Below are 22,597 nucleotides of genomic sequence, written 5' to 3' on the forward strand. Positions count from 1 at the left end.
CGGATGGCGTGGAATCCGCAACCCTCCAAACGGTACGAACTGACCACTATCGGGTTGCAAAGTTGAGCACCATCTCCTCATCGATATGAGGTGCTTGATGGACAACGTTAAGAAAAGTGGATCCCCGTGGGCGGTGCTAGGACTGGCTTTATCGCTCCTTGCGGTCACGTCTTCGTGGCTGCTGTGGCAGGAGTTGAAGGCCACTAAGGCCCTCGTCTCTCAGTTGAATAGCACAGCCGCTGCTATCAAGCCCTGGGCGTTCAGCCAGCGCGAGTTGCGTACGGCCCTTGAGGACGTAAAACACGTCGCGGCAGTCGAAGGATCTTCGTCGGAATTGGCCAAGACGGCGCCGAAGATGGAAGCCGTCGAGCGCCGATACGGAGATCCTGAGGCGCAGTTCGAAATTGTGGAGTTCAGCGACTTCGAATGCACTTACTGCAAAAGTTTCTTTCCGGTACCCAAGGCCTTAGTAGACGGCTCTAGGGGCAATATTTCCCTGCTATTCAAGCATGTTCCAGTTCATGGAGATGCATCTAGACGTGAAGCATACGCAGCAGAGTGCGCTGGTGCCCAAGGTGGGAATGACGCTTTTTACCGTATGGCTGATGCCATCTTTCAATCTACCAGTAGCGCCGGTGCTGGTACCAATAAACCGCTCAGCTCTATCGCGGAAGACCTCGGTTTGAATGGCCAGGAACTCGCGAGCTGCATTGATAGTAACTTCTTCGTTAAAAAGGTCAGAGCCGATTTTAAAGAGGCCGTTGACCTTGGTATCGATGTAACCCCCTCGACACTAATTAGGCACAAGCCCACCGGGCAAACTGTTCTTATTAAAGAAGCTGTAACGCCGGAGAGGCTGCTGAGTGCTATGGGAAATCTTGTCAAGATGAAGGCTGATCAAAAATGAACCCTATTGAGATTCCGCAGCTTGTAGATGAGCCTCCTCATGTCCTCTTTTGGCAGTCTGATGAGGTTGCTCCAATCGGCATTGGCTTGGTATTCGGAATGTTCACCGGTTATGCCGCAGTTATGACCCTTGGGGGTTTTCTGTTGGCAAGGTGGTATCGGAAATACCGAGATGACCATCCTGATGGCTTCATGGCTCACATGATTTATTGGTACGCCGGTATTGCCGGAACGTCCAAGGCCCGAAGCATTCCTAATCCATTCATTCGCGAATACAACTGAGATAAGCCATGAAGCTTAGTATCTTCAAACGCAATTTTAATGGAACGGTTAGCGAGAATAAGTTCCTGCGAATTACACTCGCGGGCTCGATTTTCGTAAACTTCATCCTCGCAATTTTCGTCAGCTCGAAAGATACCGTTGTGAGCATGACTCCTCCTACTTTGGTTGAGTCTGCGTGGGTGAGTGCAAACCAGGCTTCAGAGGAATATACCGAGTCTTGGGCGCTATACGTGGCCAACACTGTAGGCAACGTAACTCCCGGCAACTCCGCGATGATTCGGAAGACGATCGAGCCGCTGCTTGATCCAAGCATCTATCAAGATGTTGTTAACAAAATTGAGTCTCAGGTACACGAGATTCGCCGGGATCGAGTGCGTATTTCTTTCGAGGCAAAAGAAATTCTTCGAGAGAAGAACAACCCTAACAAATTCTTCGTGGTCGGTCGTTCGCTAATGGAAGGCCCTAATGGTAAGCCTGAGCGTGGCAATACTACCTATGAAGTTGATTTGGTTATCCGAAACTACAAGCCGATCATTACTTACCTGACCACATACGAGGGCAAGCCTCGTACTGAGGATGTTATTCGTCGTGAAGAGAAGACCCAAAATGCACGTAAGCGTATGGAAAAAGCCAACCATGAAAGCTAATACCCTTTTTTGTGCGCTCGCTCTGGCTGTTGGGTCTGTGAATGCTCACGCCAAAGAACTGGTCATCCCGCAAATGGCCACCGCCTCCAATAAGTCTGAGGTTGTTGTTCCTCAGAAAGAGGTTGACCCAAGCGAATACGGGCTCGTGGCAAATACTAAAGCCCTGGAAACTGAGTCGGTAGCGCCAAAGCAGGCAAGCTCTGCTGGCGTGCAGCCGGCTGCTGAGAAAAAGGAAATCCTTCAAGTGGAAGGTGGGGGCAGGGACAAAGACCTTCCAGCTGTTTCTTCCGACGTTGCTAAGACTCGTCTAGCGGATGAGTCCCAGCCGGTGGTTAGTTCTTATCAGGATGTCATTGTTCAGCCGGGTGTTAACACCATTATTCCGGCGTCCATTAGCCATCTGAACCGCATCGTGACACCGTTTGATAAGCCGATTGTGCAAACGGTTTCTTCGGCGGAAATTAAAACGGTTGAGAACGTCATCTACGTTTCTACTAAAGATGAGTCTCCTGTCACGATGTATATCACTCCCAAGGATGACGAGTCGGTAGCAATTAGCTTGACGCTCGCGCCTAGAAAAGTACCGCCAATCCAAGCGAACCTGATCATCGGGCAACCAATGTCTGGCCAAACTTTGGCTGCTCCTGGGGCAGGCATGGGCGCTCGCTACTCCGGGCAGGCAAAGAAGTGGGAAGAAGGACAGCCATACGAAGAGGCAATCAAAGGCATCATGCGCGCTCTCGCCCTTGGAAAGCTGCCGAAGGGCTTCTCGATCGGAAAGTTAGGTCGATTTGACTCCCTGCCGGCGTGTGATCAGAGCGGCGTTACTTTCGACTTCTCTCGCTCGCAGGTGATTCTGGGGCACAACTTCCGAGTTGTTGTTGGCGTTGCTCAAAACGTTTCTTCAGTACCAGAAATGTTTGATGAGACCTCCTGCACTCATCCGAACCTTGCTGCAGTCGCTGCCTGGCCTGAAAACATGCTGGAGCCGGGTCAGAAGACGGAAGTTTACATCGTGACTCGAGTAGGCGAGGCTCCTGCGGAAGAGTCTTCTCGTCCGAGTCTTCTGAACTAATTGAGGCGAAATCATGATTAAAGATCTATTCAATCGTCTCGATCCCAAGCATCGCCGTTGGGTTGCAATCGGTGGTGGGGCATTTGTGATTCTTAGTTTTGTGTATGTCCTTTCTGAGATGGGTGGAAAGGCTGAGAAGAGTACTTACCAAAAGAAAACCATTACCACCATCTTGACCGATAAAGATCCGCGCAAAGCAGGTATCGACTCGCTCGTAACGTCCACGCAGCAAAATGAGCGTGATATCCGTCTGATCAATCAGAACATGAAAACGCTGATGGAGCAGAGCTCGTCCCAGAAAGAGCTTAGCGGTCAGCTGAACGACATCAAAAAGAACTTGGATGGTTTCCAGGAGCAGCTGAAGGCGGCCCAGGACAAATCCGCGGCAGTTGAGCAGCAGAATAAGTTGTTGGCCGAGGCGTTGGAAAAGGAGAAGAAGAACCCGACAGCTAAGCCCGATGGTAAGTCGGCTGAAGATGTTAAGGCGGACGCTGAAAGGCGTGAGAAAGAGGCCTCGCGCTTCAACAATGCTGCGGCGGATCCGAACAAGCACCAGGCTGCATTTTTTGCCAACGCGCCTCAGCCGGCAGTCGAAACTGCAAAGCCTGGGCAGGCGAAAAAGAATGACGATAGGGTGGCTATCCGGACTATCGAGTCCACCCCTGTCGAAGATCCTTCGGCTAAGAAGGATCACGAAGACGAAGTGTACCTCCCGGCCGGCTCGATTCTTTCTGGGGCTCTGATCACAGGTATCGATGCGCCTACCGGAAGTAACGCGCGCAAAGATCCTTTCCCTGTTCTGCTGCGCATCAAAAAGGAGGCCGTGTTGCCAAACCGGTTCCGTGCTGATGTGCGCGAATGTTTCCTTATCGCCAGCGCCTTTGGTGATCTGTCTTCTGAGCGTGCATACATGCGCGCAGAAACGATCTCCTGCGTTCGTGACGACGGCGGCGTCATTGAGAACGGAATGGATGCCTACGCAAGCGGTGAGGACGGTAAAGCTGGTGTGAGGGGGCGTCTTGTCTCCAAACAGGGGGCGATCCTCGCTCGTTCCCTCATGGCTGGCTTCATGCAGGGTGTGTCTGAGGCCTTCAGTGTCCGCCAGGTGCCAAGCATCAACGTTACGGGTACCGGCAGTGGCAGCGGCAGCAGCGGCGTTATCGATCCGGTTTACCAGCAGGCCTTTAACTCCCAGGCGCTTCAAGGTGCTGCGATCGGTGGTACCGGTCGAGCGCTTGAGCGTATCGCTGACTTCTACCTCGAGATGGCAGAGAACCTTTATCCGGTTATCGAAGTTGATGCTGCCCGCGAAATCGACTTCGTCGTGAAGAAAGGCACGCAGCTCAAGATCAAGAAGGCCGCGTAACAATTTCCGATTACCGCTAAAAGGGGCGAATTGACCAATTCGCCCCTCACCAAAATTGAATACTGAGGCTATGAAAACTATGAATCCGAAGATTCTTCGTGTCGCGCTGCTTGGCGCTCTGACGGCCAGCATGACTGGCTGCTCGTTTCTGCAGATCGGTGAGAGCGAGTACGGCTGTAAAGGGATGCCAAACGGCGTCACCTGTATGTCCGCGCGTGATGTTTACCAGCTGACCGAAAATGAAAATTTCCGTCAGGAAGTCGAAGCTCAGGCAAGCGTGAAAGGTGAGGGCGATGGTGGCAGCAAGCAGGCCGCTGAGCCATCTCCCGTGGCGCCTTCAGTCGTTGGCGGGGAACGATATGTCGTCCCGCGTCCTGCAAGAAATCCCGTGCCGATTCGCTCGCAAGCAACAGTGATGCGAGTTTGGGTCGCTCCATGGGAGAACACTGCGGGCGATCTGATCGTCCCCGGCTTTATGTACACAGAGATCGAGCCTCGCCGTTGGGAAATTGGTGTTCCTGCCCCGCGTCCGACTCCTTCGATCCGCCCCCTCGAATCCCGAAAAACCACTCCCGCACAGCAGGGCACTAGCCCTTCTGGCAATTGATGTCCCCAACCCGAGATCAGGAGATCTACATGAAAGACCAAACCCCACTCGCCGGTGAATTCCAATCCTTGGAAGAGCAATCCACCCGCCGCCGTCAGGCTGCTCAAGCCATGCTGCTGCTCGGCGTCCTGTGCGCAGTTCAGGTAGCTGTGGCAGGCACTGGTGGTGATTCGTTCGACAGCATCTGGGTGACCCTCACCGACTGGATGCAAGGCACCCTGGGCCGCGTCGTGGCCGGTGCGATGGTGCTGGTAGGTATCGTCGGCGGTATCGTGCGCCAATCCATCATGTCCTTCGCTACCGGTGTCGGCGGCGGTGTCGGCCTGTACAACACCCCGACCATCATCGAGTCGATCATGACGGCGACCATCCAGATTCCGAACTGATCTCGCGTTGAACCAAGCCGGCCCAATGGCCGGCTTTTGGTCTTTCTTGGACTTGCTTATGGATAGGACTGGACTGCGATGAAACCCCTCCTGACTCTCGTGATGGCCGCATTGACGCTTCCTCTGGGGGCCAACAGCGCCCTAGCAGCATGCACGGAGCAAGTGGTCCAGTTCTCTGTCTCTCCCACTAATGCATACGCGGATCAAACCATCTCCGTCAGCTACCAGGCTGACCGGACGGATTGTTCTAATGCCGGCGATTTCACCTATCCAATTACAATAGGTGGCTCCTCTAGTGCGGAGCTGGGCCAGTGCAAAGGTAATCGCACCAAAGATTCCGTGCAGTGTTCAGGCGAGTTTCCAATTCCTGAGGGCTTCACTGGCGCAATGGTCGTCCAAGTGAATGGCCAGTCTGCAAAGATTAATGTGGCGAAGGTGAACACCCCGCCAATCGCTCAGCCCCAAACTGTCAGTACCTCTGAGAACACTCCGGTTGACATCGAGTTGCAAGCAACCGATCCCGAGGGAGACGAGCTCGTTAGCTATCAATTGCTGAAGATGCCGTCCCCCCTAGATGGCGATATTTCTCTAACTGGATCGACCGTTACGTTCGCGCCGGCGAAGGACTGGAATGGCAAAGCCGAATTCACGTTCCGGGTTCAGGACTCCTCGGGGAACTGGTCCCAGGAAGCTGGGGTTACGGTTCTCGTGGGGGCGGCCAACAGTGCGCCGAAAATAACCAGCAAAACCTATGTTGGCGTCGAGGACAATCCGCTTTCCATTGTTCCTGTCGTGACAGACCCTGATGGTGATAGCGAATTCACCTTTGCTTTGACCGGGGATCCTGCAGAACATGGGCAGGTTACCGTCACTCAGGCAGGGGTCAGCTATGTGCCAAATGAAGATTGGTCGGGCGAGGATTCCTTTTGGCTCACAGCTAGTGACAGTGATGGGGCGGTCTCCGAACCTGCGCTGATTAAGGTGCAGATCCAGCCAGAGAATGACGCTCCCGTACTGACTCCGATCGCCTTATCAGTGGTTGAGGATGAGTCAGGAAGCGCCCCGATTGCCTTCCTGGACGTCGACGGTGACGGGCCGTATGTGTTTTCGGTTGTAGGGCAGCCGGCCGTATCGAAGGGGGTTTGCTCTGTATCTGGCAGCGTCCTTCAATTCACGCCGGCAAAAGACTGGGTTGGCACTACCACCTGCAGCTTGGTTGGTATGGATGCAGGAGGGGCAAGATCCAAGCCAGTCGATGCGTCTATCACTGTTACTAACGTGAATGACGCGCCAGCTTTGGGCGACGTAACAGCGACTCTCTCGCAGGGCGAGACGCGCACCTTGGCTCTTACTCTTACCGATCCGGACGTCGGCGATTCGCATGTGGTTCGACTAGTCGGTACCGCAAATCCCAATTTCGCTGATGTAAGTGTTGTCGGTAAGTCGGTAAAGGTTGTCCTCGCTCCACAGTTCTCTGGCACACAGACGATCCAGGTTGTCGCTGAGGATGCCCAGGGCGCCGTCTCTGCGCCGGCGACCCTCTATTTGACTGTGCTTCCAGTTAACAAACCTCCAGTAGTCAAGCCCGTATCGCTTCAAGCCGCATTGGACACTCCTGTAACTGTGAAGTTGGCGGCCTCTGACCCAAACAACGATGCGCCAATTTCTTTTGCGCTGACTCAGAACACTACCTCTGACAAAGGCGTTTTTTCCCTGGCTGGGGCTGACCTGACATTCACTCCGAAGGCCGGCTTCGTTGGAACTGCGGTAGCAAAAGTGACTGCTACCGATCCCGGCGGGGCAATCTCCGCGGAGGCGACGGTGACTGTTCAAGTTACCGCTGACCAGGTTGTGGCAACGGACCCTGATATTGGTGATACCCACTCGATCTTCATCGTGAGCCAGCCCCCTGCAAACGTAGGGACCGTTACTGCGACCGGGATGAAGGTCACCTTTGAGCCTGTTCAGGGCTACTTTGGCTCGGCGACTTTCACGTACAAGGTGCGAGATGCAGACGGGCTTGAGACTGACGTTGTAACTGGTGAAATCGAGGTCGAAAAGTACAATTACGCACCAACCTCTGTTTCTGGATCTGCAACAGTTCTCGAGGGAGAAACTGTCGCCTCCATTCCGCTGACTGTTGTTGATCCCAATCCGTATGACCAAGGCCAGCACACCTTCAGCTTGCCGGTACAGTCAATCAATGGGTTTGCTCAGGTCATTGGGAATCAACTCTCCTATCAGGCCCAAGTCGGTTTCACTGGGAGCGTGGTGTTCGATGTCGTCGCCACTGATCCGGGGGGGCTGTCCGTGAAGGGCAAGGTGACGGTTCAGGTTAATCAGAAAAACTACGCGCCTTCTTCCGTGTCACTCGACCTGTCTACAGCCGAAGGTGTGCCCGTGACCGGCGTTCCTGTGGTTGTCGACCGTAATCCGCAGGACACTCATACATTTAAGGTGCTTTCTCAACCCTCTGGTGGGTTGGTTGAAGTGGTAGCTGGGGGAATTAAGTTCACTCCCCAAGCTGGTTGGACAGGTCGTGCGATTTTCGACATTGAGGCTACTGATCCCAGTGGAGCTTCAGTATCTGGTAAGGGTTTCGTTACGGTATCCGCGAGCAACGCCGCTCCGACAAGGATTGAGGGGCACATTCGTGTGCCTGAAAACACTCCGTCTGCACCGTACTACCCGATTGTGATTGATCCCAATCACTACGATAAAGGTAGGCATACCATTGCAATCGTTTCCTCTGGCGAAAATGGCACTGCCTCTATAATTGGCAACAATATTATTTATACACCTAAACATCAATTTGTTGGTTCTGACTCTATTAAAGTCAAGGCGACGGATGTTGGTGGACTGGATGTCGTGGGCGATGTTTCTATTGAGGTTTATGACGTCAACCAAGCTCCGCTAAGCGCCTCGCTTAGGATGTACGCTCGTGAAGGCCAACCTTCCGGCGTTACTAAACCAGTAATCCATGATGAAAATATTTGGGATGTATTTTCTTATGAGGTCATTACACAGCCAAAGTACGGAAAGGTTTTAGCGTTTGAGGATGGCTATGTATACACGCCAAATCCTGGGTTCTATGGAAACGACACTTTCAACTTCAGGGTTGTGGATGCTGGTGGGGAATATGTCGAGGGCGTTGCAGTCGTATCCATTACCTTGGAGAACTATGCTCCAACTTCAATTTCTCCTGAAGTTATTCACTTCATTGAGGGGGTAGGGGTAGAGCAACGGATGCGGGCTGCTGACCCTAACGGCTGGGATGATTTCGTATTCACGGTCATTGAGCAGCCTAGCCATGGCAATATTTGGTTTGACAATAATAAACTTGTATACAAAACCGAAGGCAGTATAGATGCAACCGCTGTAATTAGAGTTACCGATCAAAAGGGTTTGTATTACGACGCTTCTATTTCTCTGAAGCCTAGAGCAGTCGCCGATGCTATTAAAGACCTTCCTGTAGTAGAAGTAGAGAACACTATCCGCACTCCTGGCATTGTTCAGCCAATGCGCCGAACAGATGGTGCGCCAGGCTTTATGCTCTATGACGAAGCAATCCTAAGTAGCCTCGGGACAGATATAGTTGCAGTCCTACAGGCTGATTCATTGAAGAACATAGTGCTTGGGGGGCGTGAACTAGCACCTGGTAAAGGCATGCAGCTTCCTGTCGAATACTATAACGGCATGACCCTTGGCACATCGCTAGCTGCGGCAGAGGCCGAAACTGAGGGCTCCGTTAAGGTGCTGCTGGTTCGTTCAGATTTCAAAGGGAGCGTTTATTCAGTCCCAGTTGAATTTTGGAAGCTGCATGGTCAGATATCCTTGACTCAGCCGACGATCATTCAGGCCCTCCAGCGTACTCGGGCGCAGTTTATGCCCGAGTACGCAGACTGCACGCAGACTGTCAAAATCGCTGAGGCCGCGAAGGGTAACGCTTACGACAAGCCCATCTGCTTGCTTGAGTTTGTCCAGCAGCTGGATCAATCGAAGAATCTCTCAAGCGACTCCACGCTTGCGTTGGATGGCACGTCGAGCACGGTTGGTATCAAGAAGATCGTAGCGAAGGCCTATATCGTCGACGCTGCCCAGCAGCGCTACGACCTCGGTACTTATGAAGTGCCGGTGACTGTGGTCTCTGGTGTGGGTGCCGTAACACTGGCTCCTAAAGACCCGTTCACTACCGCCTTCTATAAGATCGAAGACCGAGTGATTGAGCTGTCTCAGACGGCAGGCCCTGCTTGCGACCTGACTACCGTGGAGAGAAGGGCGCAAACGAGTGCTGCGAGCTACTCGTCTAAGCCAATGTGCTTGGTTGAGTGGACTGATATCCCCGTTGGGCTGAGCGTTCGTGCGAACTGGGAAAAACCCTATCTCATGGGTATCTCTCAGTTCCTTGGCCAGAACAAGACTGCCTGGACGATATCCGTCTTTGACCCAGCTGGGGCAAAAGTACCTTTGGGCACAGGAGAGTTCAGTTTCGAGTCGATTGAGCCGCCGGCTGTTGAGATCACTTATAGCTCGAAGAAGAAAGTGACTGAAGGCCTTTACGCAGCCTCGATAACGGGCGACAACATCGGCGATGCGTTGATCAAGTCCGTGCGTGGCCAACTGAAGCTGCGACACAACCTGGATCGAGGGAAAGTTGCTGAAGAGACTGTGGCACCCTCCTATGCAGCCACTAACACCATTTACCGCCGCATCTATTCCGAGGCCTTCAGCAGCCTTTGGGATCGCAGGACGATTTTCGTAGATGCGGGCTATTCGCTGTTGTCTGGCTCGGAGGTTCATTCTGAGGTGCAACTGCTCTCGGTTCCTGAAGAGAGCATCATGCCGATCATCGACAATGAAAATGGGAAGATCCTTTCTACTGAGACGCTTGAAGTCGGCGTGACCATGGGTGACGCCTATGTTGATAGTCGAGCCTATGACCAGGCTGTAATGGGCAACTGGCAGGTGCGCCTGGTCACGAAGCCGAAATGGGATACCACTGAGTCGTTGACCGATTGGGAAGATACAGATGGCTCCGGCCACGCTGCATTCGAGATTCCCATGTCCTTGGCGTCAGCTCAGAGCATGAGGATTTATGCTGAGGCCCGGATTGTGTCGCCGGTACCGGAGTATCAGGTTGTTCGTACTTCACCGAAGCCACTGAGCATCACCATTCTCAATGGTGCTGCTCTCGATGGATCCGTCCGTGCGCTGCGGTTGACTGGCGAGGCTCCTTTCCGGGTTACCTTGTTTGCGGATGTCACAAATCGCGCTTGGACGAAGGATCTTGGGGCTGTGAAGTGGGAGATGTCGACTGATGGTGGGCCGTTCGTAGAGCTGCCAAACACTTCCAAGACGCCACAGCGCATGGCCATGACCCTGCCTAAGGGGTTGTACAAAGTCAGAGCGCAGCTAACGAACAAGAACTCGGGTGCGCTCTCAATGACTGACGAAGTTGAGATCGTCGCTTACAACGTGCCGAAGGCTCTTCTTAAGGGGCCGGGGAACACGTTTGTGAAGTCGACTGCAACCTTCAAGGTTCGGCAGCCCGATAGTCTTCCGATCGACCTCGGGGCTGTTGAGGTGCAGTGGAGTCTTGACCGCGGGGTTACCTGGACGTCTGGCGAAGATACTTTCTCTGTAACTCGTGACGTGGAGAAGCGCGAGTACGTGTACGTGCGGCTCAAGTACAAAGACGCCCCAGTCGAGGACCCTCGTGTCTGGAAAACGATCCGGTCCGGGGTGGCTTTCCGAAAAGTTCGTCCCCCGCGTGTGCAGATCATCGGTACCCGCCGACCTGAGCTCGGGGTCGAAACTGTCTGGATCGCGAACATGCTGATGCCTTATCCGAACATGGATTTGACCATGGACGGCGAGTTCATCGACTTCGATGGCGAGGGGACTATCCCTGGGACCGAGATGCGTTACACGCCCACCGACGCAGACCTTGACCGCGAGAAACCACAGCTTGCGTATCGCGCGTGGATCAATGGTTATCGCGATCAGGGTGGCGAGGGTATCACCCAGCAGCGAATTACCTTCTGGCTGTACGACTGGCCTGAATGGAGCATTCAGCCGACCTACAGCGCGGAATACGCGCCGGCGGACCTGACTCTGCGAATTCGGAACATCGGTCAGTTCAAGGCTGTTGAAGGCGTCTATTACGACTGGGAGCTGCCAGAGATGCAGGGGTATGACGTCGTTAAGGATGACAACAGTCAGTTGCGGATTCTTGCGATCAAAGATCCCAAAACCTATCCCTTCAAGGTTCATGTCTATGACGCTCGGGGCAACTACTCGCTAGTCGAAAGGGACATGACCTTCAAAGAGCCGCCTCCTTGGCAGGTCCTGCTTGATTATTCGGGTAACAACGAAGCTGAGCGGGCTCCATTGAGCATTCTCGTAAGGCCGAAGATATCCGGGGGCCATCCCAAGGATGTCATCACTGAAATGAAGTATTCCCTCAATGGGCAGACCATCGAAACTGGAGGTTCCCGCTACGCCAGGGCGTTGCTTCCGACCGAAGGGTCTTATGACATCAAGCTTGAGATCGCCACGCGAATGAGCAAAGCGGCTGAGGGTGAGATGAGCATTGATGTCAACGAGAACAAGAAGCCAACGTGCGATCTTGAGGTGAAGGAGGGCGGCTCCGCCTGGACTGCCACAGCTAAGTGCAAGGACGAGGACGGGCGGATCGCACGGCACAACTGGTTCATCAATGACCAAAAGCAGGGCCTGGGCGGATCTGTCATTACGATTTCCAAGAGAACCTACACAGAGACACCGCGGATCGAGCTGTTCGCCACGGATGACTCTGGTGAGGATTCAGAAGCTGTCATCTGGTAACAAGAAGGGCGCCGAAAGGCGCCCTTCTTGTTAGTCCCTTGGATGGGGTCGAACTCAGCCCAAACCCCTTTACAACCTGCATAACCTCCTCATATCCAAAAGGAGGTTTTCCCTTGACGCTCAAAAAGATTCTTTTCTCGCTATTCGCGATGGCTGCCATGGTCAATTGCAGCTATGCCGCGGATCAAGCAACAGGCATTAAAGAAGGCGTGACCTCGCCCTTGCCACTGAACGGCATGGTAGCCGCTGTGAAAAACGGCAAGCTGGCGTTCGTCAGCGATAACGGACGGTTCGTTTTCCAGGGCACTGTTTATGACACCTGGTCACAGAAAAACATCGAGTCGCTTCGGGATGCTGAACTCGCATATAAAACTATCGACGTCAAGAAGACTAAGTTCCGAGTGGATGATCTGAATCCACTAACTGTCGGATCTGGCGACAAGACAATAATTATATTTACTGATCCATTCTGCCCTTCGTGTCATGTATTGCTTGATGACCTCAAGAAAGTGGATGGCTATACCTTCAAGATTGTGTATGTACCACTTATGGGTGATGAGAGTTCCAAGGTGGTTAGGGCAATGCAGTGCATAAAAGACCGGGAAAGCGCGCAGGATGTGATGCTCGGTCAGGCGAAGCCTCAATCCATTGTGGGGAAAGCAGAAGTTCCGGCTTGCGATACATCGCCAATAGCTAAGCGAATTGTTTCTGCGCATATGTTTGGCATTAAAGGTGTTCCCTTCATGATTCGGGACGACGGCTTGATTCGTCTCGGGTATGACAAGGGTGAGCTTAATAATTGGCTATCGGCTCCGGGGATTTGAAATGACAGCTTTCCGTAAACAAAGTTTTCCATTTGGCGATCTTCTGAATGTAGAAGCCTACAGTTCCGATGATCGAATTTTCTTACTAGATGACAACCAGATCGGTTTCGGTTTTCTCTGTCGCCCGCTTCCTGGTTCGGATGGCAAAGAGGCTGACCAGCTGAAGTCTGTGCTAAAACAGGCCTGGCCGGCTGGCACGATGATTTCGTTCTGCCTCTTCGCCTCACAAAACATCAATGCGCAAGTTAACTCAATGCTGCGCATTCGACTTTCTTTCGAAGAGAACATCCTTACTCAAGCAATTTCGAACCGGGCATCGTACCTTTTCAACGGCACCATGACGCCGATCGATGATTACTCGGGCATCAAGATTCGAGAAACGCATGCTCTTATCAGCGTGATTATTCCTACCGCTGATATGTTCCCAACTGACAAGGAAATTCAGACAGCCTCGGAGCTTCGGGCGCAGTTTGAATCGACCTTCGCCTCAATTGGGTTTGCCCCGCGCAGCCTTACCAATGATCTTTACGTTGAGATCATGTCCGCTATCGTGAACCAGGGCAAAGGCGCTTCGTGGCGTGATCGCACAGAAGTCGTCGCAGATGATGACAAGCCCCTGAAGCACCAGATTCTGGACTACGACCGCACTGTTGATGTTCACGCTGATCACCTGCAGATCGGCGACACACTGGTGAAAACACTTAGCGTTAAGCGGTTCCCAAGGCAGACCATCCAGGGCTCGGCTGCCTGGTATCTAGGCGACCTTTTGACGGGTAAGACTGGTATTCGTGATAACTGCCTTATCACCTTCTCTATCTACTTCCCTGATCAGCAGGGGACGAAGGATAAGATGAATACCAAAAGGACTTGGGCGAACAACCAGGCCTATGGTCCCATCCTGAAGTTTGTGCCGGTGCTTGCAGCCAAGAAACGTGGCTTCGACGTCCTCTTCAAAGAGCTTGACGATGGTGAGACCGTCGTCAAGTGCAACATGACGATCGTTGTCTTTGCCAATGCTGGTGACAAGGACCGGATGGTTCGAGCTGCCGCAGAAGTTAAGAACTACTTTAGTATTCGACAGTTCTCTGTAATGGAGGACAAATTCTTTGTCCTTCCGCTTTTCATCAATGCTTTGCCTTTTGGCGCAGACGCTAAAGCCGTAACGGACATGTACCGCTATAAAACTATGGCGATCACGCATGCACTACCACTCATCCCAATTTATGGGGATTGGAAGGGTACAGGTACGCCAATGATGACATTCGTGTCCAGGAATGGACAGTTGATGTCATATGATCTGTTCGACTCTGAAACAAACTATAACGCCACAGTGGCAGCGCAGTCCGGCTCTGGTAAGTCTTTCCTTACAAACTACCTGATTACCGCCTATCGGTCGGCAGGGGCCCAGGTTTGGGTAATTGACGTTGGTCGATCTTACGAGAAGCTGGCTAAGGCCTTCGATGGGGACTTCATCGAGTTTACGGAAGACGCAAACATCTGTCTGAACCCTTTCGAGCTGGTAAAAAGTTACAGCGAAGAAGAAGACGTGCTGATTGGTCTTCTCGCTGCAATGGCTGCACCCACTATTCCTCTCGACGACTATCAACTCTCAGGGCTGCGGCGTCATAGCGCTAAAGTCTGGGAAGAAAAGCACACAGACATGATGGTCGACGATGTGGCAAAAAGTTGCTTGTCGGATGATGACCAGCGTATTCAAGACATCGGCCACCAGTTGTACGCCTTCACAAGCAAGGGCACTTACGGCAAGTACTTCAACGGTAAAAATAACGTCGATTTCAAAAACCCCTTCACGGTCTTGGAGCTTGAAGAGCTCAAAGGTCGTAAGCACCTACAGCAGGTTGTTTTGCTTCAACTGATTTATCAGATTCAGCAGAACATGTACCTGGGTGCTCGCGACCGTCGCAAGATCGTAATCATCGACGAGGCTTGGTCATTGCTTACCGAAGGTGACGTGTCGAAATTCATTGAGCACGGCTATCGTCGTTTCCGCAAATACGGTGGTGCTGCAATTACTATTACTCAGTCGGTTAACGACCTGTACTCCAACTCGACAGGGCGTGCGATTGCAGAAAACTCGGCTAATACCTTCCTGCTCGGCCAAAAGGCGGATGCGATCAACCTGATTAAAAAGGAAGGTCGACTCTCTCTTTCCGATGGTGGCTTCAACCTTCTCAAGACGGTGCACACCATGCGAGGCCAGTACTCCGAGATCTTCTTTATGACAGAGCACGGCTCCGGTATTGGCAGGCTTACTGTGGATCCATTCAGCCTCCTGCTCTATTCCACAGCGCCAGATGATGTCCAGGCAATTAACAACTATCGGAATCAAGGGCTGAGCATGAATGAAGCGATCAACGCCGTGCTCCGTGATCGAAACGTACAAAAGGCGGCCGCGTAATGGAACTCTTACAGACAGTTGTGATTAGTGCTGTTTGCTCGATTGCTTCCGTATTCGCGTACGACCAGTTCCTCGCAGCTAAACCAACCCCTGTCGCAGTCGCTAATTACGACATGGCGCTATCGGTGATCGACGATCCGAATGAAGCACTCGCTGCGCTGCGATCGAACTCTTCGATCCTGGCGGCAGAGGGGTACGTTGTAATCGATTCCCGCGCGCTCTTGGGCTACCCAGGTGAAGTTGAGATTCCTCGGGAGGCTCTCGAGTCTGCCGCCCCCAAGGTGAAGGGGAACCAGGTACCACAAGGCGCTGCTGATGTCTTGGAGGGTGGGGATGAGTAAAGCGCAGAAGGGCTCGTATATGGCCTTTGCGCTTAAGGCCATACCGATAGCCCTGCTGGTCGGGGGGCTTGCGTACTACGCGAGCTCACGGTTTTCGCTGGGCATTGATCCGCAGGAAAACACCTGTCTCCCCTGGAGAGTCTTCGTGATCGACAAGCATGACGTTACTCCAGAAAGAGGAGCCATCTTCGCTTTCAAGGCGAAGGATCTTCGGCCCTTTTTCAAGGAAGGCACTCACATGATCAAAGTGATTGATGGTCTGCCTGGGGATCGAGTCAAAGTCACCCCTGAGCAAGTGTTGGTAAATGGAAAAGAGGTTGGTGAGGGGCTCCGTCTTTCCAAGCCATTGAAAAAGCCGGCGGGTCGGTTTGTTCGTGAGGAAATTGTTCCTGCGAATAAGTACTGGTTTATGGGTAAAACCCTGGACAGTTTTGATTCTCGGTATTGGGGTTACGTCCAGGAGAGTGACCTGATTGGGCGAGCGTATCCGATATGGTGAATTGCGGCCGTTTCGTCGCTTGTGCGATCGCTATGTGCCTGGCCGCTAGGGTTTTGGCAAATCCTGTTGAGCTTCCTCAGTTTGATGATGAAGTGAAGAAGGAGCTTTCAGCGCTCCAACAATCAACCCAGCAGCAGGTTGATTTTGTAATGAATAGCGGGGATTTGGAGTGGGCACGCGATCTTGAGAGGCAAGCTCAGAAAGCCGTAGTTGACAGTATCGAGCCTTCGAAGAAAGAGCCAGTACATCCGCTAGGAGAGGGTAGGCGAAAGCTGATATTCGTCTCTTGGTCCATGGGTGAGCACGAAATTAAAGATCTGCTCAAAGAATACGACGGGGAAACCGATGTGGGCTTGCTCTTCAGGGGCATCCCAGATGGCGTAAAGATGGTTGATGCACTTGCCAAAGTGCAGAAGCTGTCTCTTGACACAAAGTCTAGTGTGTCGGTGCTTCTTGATCCCGTTGCTTTTCAGAAGCACGCCATTTCCGTCGTCCCGGCCGTAGTGATTGAGGAGGGCGATGACGTCAAGGCAGTGGCCAAAGGTACTTCGTCGGTCACGCGGGTTGAAGAATCTCTGAAGTCTGGAAAAGGTGGTGACCTTGGCTTTGTTGGGCCCTCACTCGAGATTGCAGAGCGAGACCTCATTGAGGTCATGAAGGAGAAGGCGGCCAAGCTGGATCCAGAGGAGCTCAAGCAGAAGGCAATGGCCAGGTACTGGAAAGGCCAGATGATGTTCGATCTTCCACATGCCGAAGAGGATCGTACAAGGCGTCTTGACCCAACTGTCACCGTGCAGCAAGACATGATCGCGCCGGATGGGACAGTCATCCATAGAGCTGGCGACAAGATAAATCCCCTGAGCATTCGCCCTTTCACTCAAAGAATGCTGGTCATTGACCCCTCGGTTCCAGAACAGGTGTCCCTCGCTAGGGAGCAGATCGAGACTTACGGAAAGTCCCAGACTGTCACACTGATTTTGTCATCAGTGGATGTAGAAGCTGGCTGGGACGATCTTCAGCGCATTCAGAGTGCAGTTGCTGCGCCTGCATACCTGCTGAAGTCTGACGTCAAGGACCGATTTGCAATTGAAAGAACACCATCAATTGTAACTGCCGACGGCCAGTCATTTTTTATCAAAGAGGTTTATGTCGGCCGGGGGCACGTCAATGATCAGGCTAGCGATACAGTCGATCCATGAAGCAAACCAGGAAATATGTGGACATGAGGTACTTGCACGCAAGGTCATCGATGGCGACCGTGTTGCTGCGCCTGGCATCTTTATGGCCGGCTCTAGCGGAGAGGACTGGTTCTCGCTGGATATGACGGTATACCGTCTCGTCGCTCAGAGTGCTGTGCTGGTTAAGGACCCTTGGCCTCTCTTCATTAATATGTCGCCAGAGACGCTCCAGGTTGAGGCCTGCTTCAACAGGGCGCTCAGTTTGGTTCGCGATATCGCAAAATCTCGTTCTGCTCCGACTGTTATTGAGATATCCGAAGAGTCTGATGTCACCGGTTCGCTTCTGGCTAAGCGCCTCTGCGATTTAAAGCAGGTTGGTGCTCTGGTGGCTATGGACGATTTCGGCGTTGGCTTTTCCAACCTCCAAAGGCTGGTCGAGCATGATTGGTCGTACTGCAAAATCGATCTGTATTCACTTGCGGCTGCGGATAACCTCGATTGGCTGATAGAAGCTAAAGTTCACTGCGATCAGCGTCGAATCGGGATCGTACTCGAGCGCTTTGAGTCCCAGGACTCGAAAGATCTACTGCAGCCTTTCCGAAATAGCCTTTATCAAGGCTACGCATTCTCGCGGCCGAAGCTGCTCAGCGAGAAAAGTTCAACTCCTCAACTTCCGGTTGGCCTGGGCTAGTCAATGAATATTTTCCGTAGATCCATTTTTATTCTGGCAATAGCACTGTTCCCTGCATTTTTTGCATCAGCCGAGGGAACAACTACCACTACGGACGCATTGGTTTGTAAGGATGCCGGCTTGTTCAGTGGGAAAATGTTCACTGACATTTGCTGGGCATGCATGTTCCCGATTCGTATCGCCGGGTTTTCTATCACTCCGGGCGAAGCGCCTTCAGGCGCTTCTAAGAAGGGCCTTTGCATGTGCCAAGACAATCTCGGCATGTACAAGCCAGGCATCGTTAACTCTATGTGGGAGCCTGCTCGACTCATCGAAGTAGTTCGTCAGCCTGGCTGTGCGATGTCTCTAGGCGGAGCAACCCTCCCGATTGGTGACAAGAGGTCATGGGGGACTCAATCCGATGCGGTTTCTGGGAATAACATCACCAAGGAAAAGATGTCGTTCTATCACCTCCATTACTACGCATTTCCGTTGCTTTCGATCTTGGAAATGTACATGCCAAAGCGGTGTTCGCCTGATGGCTATGCGGACTTTGACATTATCGAGCTAACTGAGTTGGACCCAACTTGGAATAACGACGAACTGGCCTTCTTTACTCACCCTGAATCCGCAGCTGTAGCTAATCCCCTGGCACAGGCCGCTTGTGCTGCAGATGCAGCGCTGGGTGTAGCTGGGGCTGAAGGCACTTCCGCGCTCTGGTGGTGCGCAGGAACTTGGGGAAGCATCTACCCAATGGCTGGGTCCACTGTACCAAACGATTTCGGCAGGACTACATCGCTGCTTGCTGCGCGCTCTATTGCGCAAATGCACCGCCGAGGAATGGCGCATCTCACAACGGGCGACGAGACGATCTGCCGAGGCATGATTTTCCCGACGATTCCTAAGTCGCAGTACAAGCTTGCGAGCTTTTTCCCGAGAGCAGAAACAAAGAGAGGACACTACATAGGCGCTCACCCAATGACGTGGCAGGGAGGGGAAGGGCGTGTAATTCCCGTTACTGGCGAAGACGCCATGTATGTAATGTTCCGTTGGAATGATTGCTGCAATACGATCGAGTGAGAGCGATGTTTAAGTTAAAACCTATTGTGTCTGCGGCTACTCTTTTCTTTTATTTCTATAGTAGTCTATTGCCAGCTTGGGCTGATGCAGTTTCTAGTTCAGCAGCCCAGGGGAACGCCGCGGCAAATGAAGCTTTGCAGAACTTCAGTGTGCCCAATGTTTCGGACGGGAAAATAATCTTCGGTGATTCTGGTTCTGCCCAGGAGATTAAGCTTAGCGATCTATTTCCGGGGGTTTCCTCCGGTGAATCCATAGAGCAGCTAGAAAATATTTATGGCAATGACCAGGAAACGCTCAGTATTGGTGGGCAGGCGAACGCGCGCCTAAAGGTTGAAGATTCATCAGAGGGTGATGCTTATCGTGTCTTGTTGGGCACGGCTCAGATGACGCGCCCGAACATAAAAAATGATCCGCTTTGGACAAATACTGACGAGGCCTTTAATAATCAGCCCACTTTTGAGAAAGAGTTTGCTGACTGCAAGGAAGAGAACACAGTAACCGAAACCACTACGAAAAGACATGTTTCTGACCTGAAGACGTGTGAAAAAATTAATGACCAAAGTGGTAAGGCAATATTGCGGCATGACTATGTCCCGAATCTGATTCGGTATAAGTCTGGCCCGACTAACATGCAGTCCTGTGGCAGGGGGTGCTTGGACGTTTGGATTGGTACAGTTGGCGATAACTATTGGTCGGGTAGCTGCACGATATATGAGCAGCAGATGGTATTTGAGGTAATGAACCCAGATGCCATTACGAAAGCATCCCTTACATATGCTAAGTGGGATGATTATATGCAGGTGTGGCTTGGCACTGACAAAGTCTGGGCTGGCCCTAATAATAATTTTCCTCCAGAGACCGCTGGTCCGTGCGAATTGAGTACTTCCTGGGCTCAGACACTTGACGTTGACATAACACAGTCGATCAAAAAAACTGGCGACATGCCCTTCAAAATCAGAACGTCTGTAACTGGTGCAGGCGAAGGGTACGCCAAGATAAGAATAAATTACGATCCAACTAAGCTTATCACTGAAGACAAGTGGCATGACGCTGATGCTCTAGCCAAGGCGAAAGCTATTGCAGATGGATATTGCTCTGAAAGCACTTATACCTGCACAAAAATGCCTTCGCTGGTTAACGGTTGCGCTGAAATTAACGGGTATACCGTTTGCGAAAGTGATTTTAAAAAATCCCCACTTCCTGATATTTCGCCCATGTGCCAGGAAGTCGCGATCGATGCGAAATGCGGCTTCTATAAGGGCGAAATGGAGTGCTACACCGATGCTCAGGGACAACAACAATGCCCCGAAAATAGTGATAAGGTTTGTGCTGTAAATCATAGCTTGAAAATTAGGGAAATTCCTTTTACAGCGAAAATCGCTACTGAAGACACTATCGACATTCATGAGGTCAATAGGATGACTATTGATTTCTTGGCTGGGACATACTCTGGTGGTCTTCTAAGAACAGACGGCAAGATTGACAAGGTAAGCTACGACGCTGTTTGTGGGAAGGATTCGAACGGCGCTGCCCTTCCAAATAAAATAGCTTTAATGCCTATTGAGCTTTGGACGGATCATAAGTATGCCCCGAATACATTGGGCACGTCCGATGTTAAAGTTGTCCAGATGCCAACTTGTGAGAATGGACTTAAGTTTGTTGTAGATATATCAGATACAACACATGGACGCTTGCAGTGGTTTTATGCTCATCAATTCAAATTTAAAGTTGTTCAGGTTGCATCGGAGTCCTGGGGGCCAAAATTTTGTATCGACGCTGCGAATAAAATTGCCAAAGGACAATGCTCGGAGGGAGGAACCCTAAAGGTAACCAAGGGGGTTTCGTCCGGATGTCTTCCTATTAACGGGATTGATATATGTCCCGGTGATGCGATGTACTATGCGTTGGCTCCTTCGCCAATACAAGGCATAGATAAGCTAGCTCTGAGTGTTCGTGTTGAAGGCTGTGTTGAAGGGGCAATCTCAACCAATACCTGCCAGAAATATGAAGAAGATAAGAGCTGCGGATTTATCTCCCAGAAGTGTGTTTCAGGCGCAGAAGGTGCCTCTGGTGAGTGCTATGTTAAAGAGGAAATCTGGGATTGCGGATATAGCGTAGACGTTCCTTCAACGGGTATTGAGACAAAGTATCAGTGTGACGGCCCAGTCCGATGCTTGGGAACAGAGTGCTACAATCCGGTTGATGAAAAGTCTTCAGATTTCGCCTATGCAGCGGCAGCACTACAGATTGCAATGTTTGCCGAGAATGATCTCGATTGTGGTGAAGAGTCCAGTGAGAACAATCGTGACTGCCGCATTTGGAAAGGTGAGGCAATGGAGTGCAAGAAGGCGGTCGGTGGGTGGGTGGACTGCTGTGAAGCCCCTGACGGCGTCTCCCTCATGGACTATGTCAACTTGACGATGAACACCCTCCAGTTGATGGAGAAGGCAGGGGTGATTGATAACGCCTCTATCATCGACGGGGCCTGGACCTATGGTAAGGAGATGATCGCATCTGCTTGGAACAGTGTATTCGCATCAGCTACGGATGCGGCCGCTGCAGAATTGACGAAAGAGGCAGCTCAAACCTGGGGTTTGGCAGCTATGAAACAGGCTCTAATGGATGCGGCTGCAAAATGGACTGCGGAGACCTTTGGTGCTGCGGCCGCGAACACAATTTTTGCAGCAGGAACGCTCGAGGGGGGCTCCACTGGTGCTGAATACGCGAGTACCAACGCGGCAACAGGTACTACGACTACAGCCGGCAATGCGACTTTTGCTCCGATGCTCGGAGCAGCGCTATCCGTGATCATGTGGGCCTACATGATCTACCAGATCGCCAACATTCTTGTGCAGATCATCTGGGAGTGTGAGGAAGAGGAGTTCATGCTCGGTGCGAAGAAGGAGACAAAAGTCTGTCATTTCGTTGGGTCGTACTGCGCTTCGAAATCGGCTTTCGGTTGCGTTGAGAAGCGCGAGGCTTATTGCTGCTTCAACTCACCTCTTGGGCGGATTATTCAGGAGCAAGCAAGGCCTCAGCTTGGCCAAGAATGGGGTGAGGCAGAAAACCCGCAATGCGAAGGCTTGAGAATCGAAGATCTTCCTAAGATTGATTGGTCGAAAATTGACATCTCTGAATGGGTTGGTCTTCTTGAGGTTACTGGACATTACCCAACTGTTGAGGGTATGGACATTGATAAGCTGACCGGAGAGGGGAGTGCCCTGAACATCAAAGGTGGTCGAGCGGACACCTTGGAGCGGAACGTAGGTCGACTTGATGGTCTTGACTTCGGCGACGCGCGTAAAGAGGCCGAAGACTCCATCCGTGCCACAGTAGGCCAATAGTATTAGAAGTTGGCAAAGGCGCCCCTCGGGGCGCCTTTTTTTTGGTGCGCCAGGCATGGCGCGTTGCGCGCAAGCGCAACCAGCTTGGCTGTGGTGGCCACGCTGGCGACTGGGAGGTGAAAGTCCT

At 52.1% G+C, this 22,597-nt stretch carries 16 protein-coding genes; all 16 read left to right on the forward strand.

The genetic code is table 11. From position 1 onward, the window contains the following. The first annotated feature begins 97 nt into the window (after positions 1 to 97). Entirely contained in the window at positions 98 to 907 is an 810-nt protein-coding gene (locus tag YA0848_RS21975) for a DsbA family protein (RefSeq protein WP_198731413.1), read from the forward strand. Next, positions 904 to 1,188, forward strand: a complete 285-nt coding sequence (gene traL, locus YA0848_RS21980; protein ID WP_065327324.1) for a type IV conjugative transfer system protein TraL — start codon at positions 904 to 906, stop codon at positions 1,186 to 1,188. Before YA0848_RS21975 ends, traL begins: the two co-directional genes overlap by 4 nt. A gap of 8 nt (positions 1,189 to 1,196) precedes the next feature. Continuing rightward, positions 1,197 to 1,835 carry a TraE/TraK family type IV conjugative transfer system protein gene (locus YA0848_RS21985; RefSeq protein WP_198731414.1) on the forward strand — a complete coding sequence of 213 codons (639 nt, stop codon included), beginning with the start codon at positions 1,197 to 1,199 and terminating at the stop codon, positions 1,833 to 1,835. Further along, the gene (locus YA0848_RS21990; RefSeq protein WP_198731415.1) at positions 1,825 to 2,910 is read left to right on the forward strand and encodes a TraK domain-containing protein; all 1,086 of its coding nucleotides are present in this window, start codon (positions 1,825 to 1,827) and stop codon (positions 2,908 to 2,910) included. The genes YA0848_RS21985 and YA0848_RS21990 overlap by 11 nt, the downstream gene beginning before the upstream one ends. A gap of 13 nt (positions 2,911 to 2,923) precedes the next feature. Continuing rightward, the gene (locus YA0848_RS36530) at positions 2,924 to 4,276 is read left to right on the forward strand and encodes a TraB/VirB10 family protein (RefSeq protein ID WP_332874090.1); all 1,353 of its coding nucleotides are present in this window, start codon (positions 2,924 to 2,926) and stop codon (positions 4,274 to 4,276) included. 79 nt (positions 4,277 to 4,355) lie between these two features. After that, positions 4,356 to 4,883 carry a type IV conjugative transfer system lipoprotein TraV gene (traV, locus tag YA0848_RS22000; RefSeq protein WP_198731416.1) on the forward strand — a complete coding sequence of 176 codons (528 nt, stop codon included), beginning with the start codon at positions 4,356 to 4,358 and terminating at the stop codon, positions 4,881 to 4,883. Positions 4,884 to 4,912: 29 nt separating this feature from the next. Continuing rightward, complete coding sequence (gene traA, locus YA0848_RS22005; RefSeq protein WP_255302817.1) at positions 4,913 to 5,269, forward strand: TraA family conjugative transfer protein; 357 nt, start codon at positions 4,913 to 4,915, stop codon at positions 5,267 to 5,269. 78 nt (positions 5,270 to 5,347) lie between these two features. Continuing rightward, the gene (locus YA0848_RS22010) at positions 5,348 to 12,115 is read left to right on the forward strand and encodes an Ig-like domain-containing protein (RefSeq protein ID WP_198731417.1); all 6,768 of its coding nucleotides are present in this window, start codon (positions 5,348 to 5,350) and stop codon (positions 12,113 to 12,115) included. Between the two features lie 113 nt (positions 12,116 to 12,228). Continuing rightward, the gene (locus tag YA0848_RS22015; RefSeq protein WP_198731418.1) at positions 12,229 to 12,939 is read left to right on the forward strand and encodes a DsbC family protein; all 711 of its coding nucleotides are present in this window, start codon (positions 12,229 to 12,231) and stop codon (positions 12,937 to 12,939) included. Between the two features lies 1 nt (position 12,940). Then, on the forward strand, positions 12,941 to 15,358 hold the full coding sequence (traC, locus tag YA0848_RS22020) for a type IV secretion system protein TraC (RefSeq protein WP_198731419.1): 2,418 nt from the start codon (positions 12,941 to 12,943) through the stop codon (positions 15,356 to 15,358). Next, positions 15,358 to 15,699, forward strand: coding sequence for a hypothetical protein (locus YA0848_RS22025; protein WP_198731420.1), 342 nt, complete (start codon positions 15,358 to 15,360; stop codon positions 15,697 to 15,699). The genes traC and YA0848_RS22025 overlap by 1 nt, the downstream gene beginning before the upstream one ends. Next, positions 15,692 to 16,198, forward strand: a complete 507-nt coding sequence (lepB, locus tag YA0848_RS22030) for a signal peptidase I (protein WP_198731421.1) — start codon at positions 15,692 to 15,694, stop codon at positions 16,196 to 16,198. Before YA0848_RS22025 ends, lepB begins: the two co-directional genes overlap by 8 nt. A gap of 32 nt (positions 16,199 to 16,230) precedes the next feature. Continuing rightward, positions 16,231 to 17,397, forward strand: coding sequence for a TrbC family F-type conjugative pilus assembly protein (locus YA0848_RS22035; protein ID WP_198731422.1), 1,167 nt, complete (start codon positions 16,231 to 16,233; stop codon positions 17,395 to 17,397). Beyond that, positions 17,366 to 18,067 carry an EAL domain-containing protein gene (locus tag YA0848_RS22040; protein WP_198731423.1) on the forward strand — a complete coding sequence of 234 codons (702 nt, stop codon included), beginning with the start codon at positions 17,366 to 17,368 and terminating at the stop codon, positions 18,065 to 18,067. The genes YA0848_RS22035 and YA0848_RS22040 overlap by 32 nt, the downstream gene beginning before the upstream one ends. A gap of 3 nt (positions 18,068 to 18,070) precedes the next feature. Next, on the forward strand, positions 18,071 to 19,126 hold the full coding sequence (locus YA0848_RS22045) for a TraU family protein (RefSeq protein ID WP_198731424.1): 1,056 nt from the start codon (positions 18,071 to 18,073) through the stop codon (positions 19,124 to 19,126). A gap of 5 nt (positions 19,127 to 19,131) precedes the next feature. Beyond that, positions 19,132 to 22,470, forward strand: a complete 3,339-nt coding sequence (gene traN / locus YA0848_RS22050) for a conjugal transfer protein TraN (protein ID WP_198731425.1) — start codon at positions 19,132 to 19,134, stop codon at positions 22,468 to 22,470. The last annotated feature ends 127 nt before the right edge of the window (positions 22,471 to 22,597 follow it).

The sequence above is a fragment of the Pseudomonas sp. S4_EA_1b genome (genome assembly GCF_016307435.1).
Taxonomy (GTDB): Bacteria; Pseudomonadota; Gammaproteobacteria; order Pseudomonadales; family Pseudomonadaceae; genus Aquipseudomonas; species Aquipseudomonas rhodesiae.

Bases quoted from the DNA above. Each gene is read 5' to 3' on its own strand.
- YA0848_RS22045 (WP_198731424.1), top strand. From the start codon at position 18,071: ATGAATATTTTCCGTAGATCCATTTTTATTCTGGCAATAGCACTGTTC.
- YA0848_RS21990 (WP_198731415.1), top strand. From the start codon at position 1,825: ATGAAAGCTAATACCCTTTTTTGTGCGCTCGCTCTGGCTGTTGGGTCT.
- traV (WP_198731416.1), top strand. From the start codon at position 4,356: ATGAATCCGAAGATTCTTCGTGTCGCGCTGCTTGGCGCTCTGACGGCC.
- traA (WP_255302817.1), top strand. From the start codon at position 4,913: ATGAAAGACCAAACCCCACTCGCCGGTGAATTCCAATCCTTGGAAGAG.
- YA0848_RS36530 (WP_332874090.1), top strand. From the start codon at position 2,924: ATGATTAAAGATCTATTCAATCGTCTCGATCCCAAGCATCGCCGTTGG.
- traC (WP_198731419.1), top strand. From the start codon at position 12,941: ATGACAGCTTTCCGTAAACAAAGTTTTCCATTTGGCGATCTTCTGAAT.
- YA0848_RS22035 (WP_198731422.1), top strand. From the start codon at position 16,231: ATGTGCCTGGCCGCTAGGGTTTTGGCAAATCCTGTTGAGCTTCCTCAG.
- traL (WP_065327324.1), top strand. From the start codon at position 904: ATGAACCCTATTGAGATTCCGCAGCTTGTAGATGAGCCTCCTCATGTC.
- YA0848_RS21985 (WP_198731414.1), top strand. From the start codon at position 1,197: ATGAAGCTTAGTATCTTCAAACGCAATTTTAATGGAACGGTTAGCGAG.
- lepB (WP_198731421.1), top strand. From the start codon at position 15,692: ATGAGTAAAGCGCAGAAGGGCTCGTATATGGCCTTTGCGCTTAAGGCC.
- YA0848_RS21975 (WP_198731413.1), top strand. From the start codon at position 98: ATGGACAACGTTAAGAAAAGTGGATCCCCGTGGGCGGTGCTAGGACTG.
- YA0848_RS22040 (WP_198731423.1), top strand. From the start codon at position 17,366: ATGATCAGGCTAGCGATACAGTCGATCCATGAAGCAAACCAGGAAATA.
- YA0848_RS22010 (WP_198731417.1), top strand. From the start codon at position 5,348: ATGAAACCCCTCCTGACTCTCGTGATGGCCGCATTGACGCTTCCTCTG.
- YA0848_RS22025 (WP_198731420.1), top strand. From the start codon at position 15,358: ATGGAACTCTTACAGACAGTTGTGATTAGTGCTGTTTGCTCGATTGCT.
- traN (WP_198731425.1), top strand. From the start codon at position 19,132: ATGTTTAAGTTAAAACCTATTGTGTCTGCGGCTACTCTTTTCTTTTAT.